The following is a 4108-nucleotide window of genomic DNA, read 5'->3' on the forward strand; positions in this document are numbered from 1 at the left end:
TTCGCCTTTCGTCTGCACCAGTTCCTCTCCAAGGGGGACACGGTCCACGTCAGCCTGGAACCGACGACGGTCCGGTATATCACCAGTCAATACCAGGTGAGTGTGCCCGGGTCGCGGGACAAGGTACTGCTGCCGCTGGCCTTCTGTCGTGAATGTGGCCAGGAATATCTCGTCGTCGCGCGCAGCAGGGACACCCCTCGCCGCTATACTCCCCGCCGGGAGTCGGCCGCGGTTGAAAGTGAAGTCGATCTCGGCTATCTCTATGTGAGCGAGGATCATCCCTGGCCCGCCGATCCCATCGCCGAGGGGCGCTTTCCGGACACCTGGTTCGACGCCGACGAGCACGGGCACTCGTTCGTCCTGCCGAGACTCGCCGATCAGGTGCCGCGCCGGGTCCGGGTGACGGCGGACGGCAGCGAGGTCGAGACGGACGGCGAGCGCGCCGTGTTCCTTCGTGACATGTCCGGTTCCGGGGCGTCCGAGCCGATGACGGCCTGGTTCATCCCGGCGCCGTTCCGGTTCTGCCTGCGCTGCCGGGTCTCGTACGAGCAGCTGCGGGCCCAGGACTTCGCCAAGCTGGCCTCGTTCGCAGCCGAGGGCCGCAGCTCGGCCGTGTCGTTGGTCAGCACCAGCATCGTGCGCAACCTGCGGCGCCAGAAGGCGTTGGACTCCCGGGCCAAGAAGCTGCTCACCTTCGTCGATAACCGCCAGGACGCGAGCCTGCAGGCCGGGCATCTCAACGACTTCGTGCAGGTCACCCAGCTACGCGGCGCGCTGTACCGGGCCGCGCGCGCGGCGGGCCCCGCCGGCCTGCGGTTCGACTCGGTTGCCGAGCGTGTTACCGATGCGCTGGACCTGCCGATGCGGTCGTTCTCCGCGATCGAGGAGCCGGTGTTCAGCCAGCGCGACAACGTGCTGCGGGCGCTGCGGGCGGCGATCGGGTACCGCGTCTACGCCGACCTCGAACGAGGTTGGCGGGTGACCATGCCGAACCTCGAGCAGACCGGCCTCATCACCTTCGACTACGTGGACCTGGACGAGATCGCCCAGCACCAGGCGTCGTGGGCGGCAACCCATGCCCTGCTGCGCGACGACGATCCCGAGCACCGGGCGCTGCTCGCCCGCATCCTGCTGGACGAGATGCGCCGGGCGCTCGACGTCGACGTCGACGCCCTCACCCAGCCTGGCCACGAGCGCATCGTCCAGACATCCGACCATCTGCTACGCGGGGTCTGGGCGGTGTCGGGGGACGAGCCGCGGGTGCTCGAACGCACCTCCTATCCATTCCCGGGCGGCCGGGGAGGCATGCGGGACGCCGTACACGTCACCGGTCGTGGTGCGTTCGGCCGCTACCTGCGCCGACCGCACGAGTTCCCGCGCCACCGTGGCCGGATCCGGCTGGACGACGCCGAGGCCGTGATCCACGACCTGTTCACGGTGCTGGAGCGCCATGGCCTGATCGGGCAGGTGATGGTCACCGGGCCGGCCCGCGGTGGCGCGCGGGCTTACGCGCGGGCTCAACGGGGCCCGGCGGGCTACCGGGTGAAGGCGTCGGCGCTCATCTGGCGGGCCGGGAACGGTCGACGTGGCGCGGAGGACCCGCTGCGCCGCGTGGTCGACGACACCGTCGGCGCACGGGTCAACCCGTTCTTCCGCGATCTGTACTCGCACGCCGCCGCGGAGCTCGCCGGCATCGTCGCCCGCGAGCACACCGCCCAGGTCCGGGCCCAGCAGCGGCAGGACCGGGAGGAGGCGTTCCGCCGCGGGGGCGACCCGGCCGAGGGCTGGCTGCCCCTGCTCTACTGCTCGCCGACGATGGAGCTCGGCGTCGACATCGCGGACCTCAACGCCGTCATGATGCGCAACGTCCCCCCGACCCCGGCCAACTACGCGCAGCGTTCGGGCCGGCCCGGGCGCGGCGGCCAGCCGGCGCTCGTGACGACCTACTGTTCCACCGGCAGCGCGCACGACCAGTACTACTTCCGCCGGTCGAAGCTGATGGTCGCCGGTCGCGTGACCCTGCCCCGGCTCGACCTCGCGAACGAGGATCTGGTCCGTTCGCACGTACATGCCATCTGGCTCGCCGAGAGCGGCGCGAACCTGCACCGCGGCCTCACCGACGTCCTCGATACCGCCGAGGGCCCACGCGGCGAGCTGCCACTGCCGATCCGGGAGGATCTCGCCGCTCACCTGGACGACCCCGCCGTGCGGGCCCGCACGGTGCGGCGGGCCGAGGCGGTGCTCGCCGAGGAGACGAAGAACAGCCCCTGGTGGTACGACCGGTGGATACCCGACGTCGTGAACGGGGCGTTCCTCGCGTTCGACGGAGCGTGCGACCGGTGGCGGGCGATGTACCGGCAGGCGATCGCCGACCAGCGGGAGCAGAACCGCCGGGTGCTCGACCGATCCACCCAGTCGAAGGCACGGGCGGCCGCGCGCCGACGTCGGTACGAGGCCGAGCAGCGCCTGTACCTGCTCACCAACGACTCCCCTGACCAGCAGCTCTTCAGTGATTTCTACTCCTACCGCTACTTCGCGTCCGAGGGTTTTCTGCCGGGTTATTCCTTCCCCCGGCTGCCGTTGGCCGCCTACATTCCCGGCAGCCGGCGGGGCGACGGGTCCTACATCCAACGGCCCCGGTTCATCGCGGTCGGCGAGTTCGGCCCGGGCGCGCTGATCTATCACGAGGGTGGGCGGTACCAGGTCATCAGCGTCCAGGTCCCAGGCTCGGAGCACGGCGTCCCCGGATCGGTGGCGACGATCGAGGCACGGCTGTGCGAGTCCTGCGGCTACTGGCATCATCGCGACGCGGCTGTGAACCGGTGCGAGGAGTGTGGCGTGGCGCTGGGCGGCGGCCGGGCCGGGCTCATGCACCTGCAGACGGTGACCACCACCCATCGCCGGCGGATCTCCTCCGACGAGGAGGAGCGCCGCCGGGCCGGTTTCGACCTGCTCACCACTTTCCGGTTCAGCCGGCACGGGGTCCGGCCGGGACGGCTCGCCGCGGACGTGCGCGGCCCGGATGGGGAGGATCTCGCCGAGTTCGTCTACGGCGATACCGCGACGATCCGGATCATCAACCAGGGCCTGCGGCGGCGGGCGGACAAGAACGACGTCGGCTACTGGCTCGACACCGTCAACGGCCGGTGGCTGAATGAGAGACGGGCCGGCGAGCTGCGGGCCGGGGATCTCACGGAGGAGGAATCCGGCCTTGACGAGTTCGCCGACGACCCGCGGGCCCGCAAGATCATCCCGTACGTGGAGGACCGGCGCAACATCGCCGTCGTCCGGCTCGCCCGGCCGGTCCCCGACGAGGTGGCGACCTCGGTGCGGTACGCGCTCGAACGCGGCATCGAGGCGCTGTTCCAGCTTGAGGACGCGGAGCTGGAGTCCCAGCGGCTGCCCGACCCGGACGGCCGGGGCCGGATGCTCTTCGTCGAGAGCGCGGAGGGCGGCGCGGGCGTGCTGCGCCGCCTGCATGACGAGCCGGAGGCACTGGCGGAGGTGGCGCAGGAGGCGCTGCGCATCGTCCATTTCGATCCGAAGACCGGGGCGGACACCGACCGGGCGCCGGGCGCGCGGGAACGCTGCGAACGGGGCTGCTACGACTGCCTGCTCTCCTATGGCAATCAGTCCGACCATACCGTCATCGATCGACATGCCGCGGTCGAGATCCTTCGTGCTCTGATGGCGGCCCGTACCGAGCCACGGCACGGCCACGCGGGCGGCGCAGAGGGGCACGCGGAGGCGTTGCGCGAGCGGGCGGGGTCGGGGTTGGAGCGGCAACTTGTAACATTCCTCCGCGAAGAGGGTTATCGGTTACCTGACGCGACGCAAATGCTTGTATCGGACGCGGCGGCGCGGCCGGACTTCGTTTACCGGCTGCCGTCGGGGGCGGTGGCCGTGTTCGTCGACGGTCCGCACCATGACGCCGCCGCCGCGGCCGCGCGGGACGCCGACGCCGAGGACCGGCTGGCCGACCTGGGGTGGCTGGTCGTCCGGTTCCGGTATGACGCGGAGTGGGGGAAGATCGTGGCGTACTACCCGAACGTGTTCGGCCCCGGGCGGCGCGGCTGATGGCGGCCGTCTCGACGCCGCGCCACCCCAC

The 4108-nt window shown here is 70.9% G+C and carries 1 protein-coding gene; it reads left to right on the forward strand.

The window, feature by feature from the left end; all coding sequences use genetic code 11:
• Nucleotides 1-4077 (forward strand): helicase-related protein (locus AC08OX_RS15525; protein WP_476608468.1); only part of this gene is annotated, 4077 nt, incomplete at its 5' end.
• Between the last annotated feature and the right edge of the window lie 31 nt (nt 4078-4108).

Source organism: Frankia sp. CoBUL1 (genome assembly GCF_978021245.1).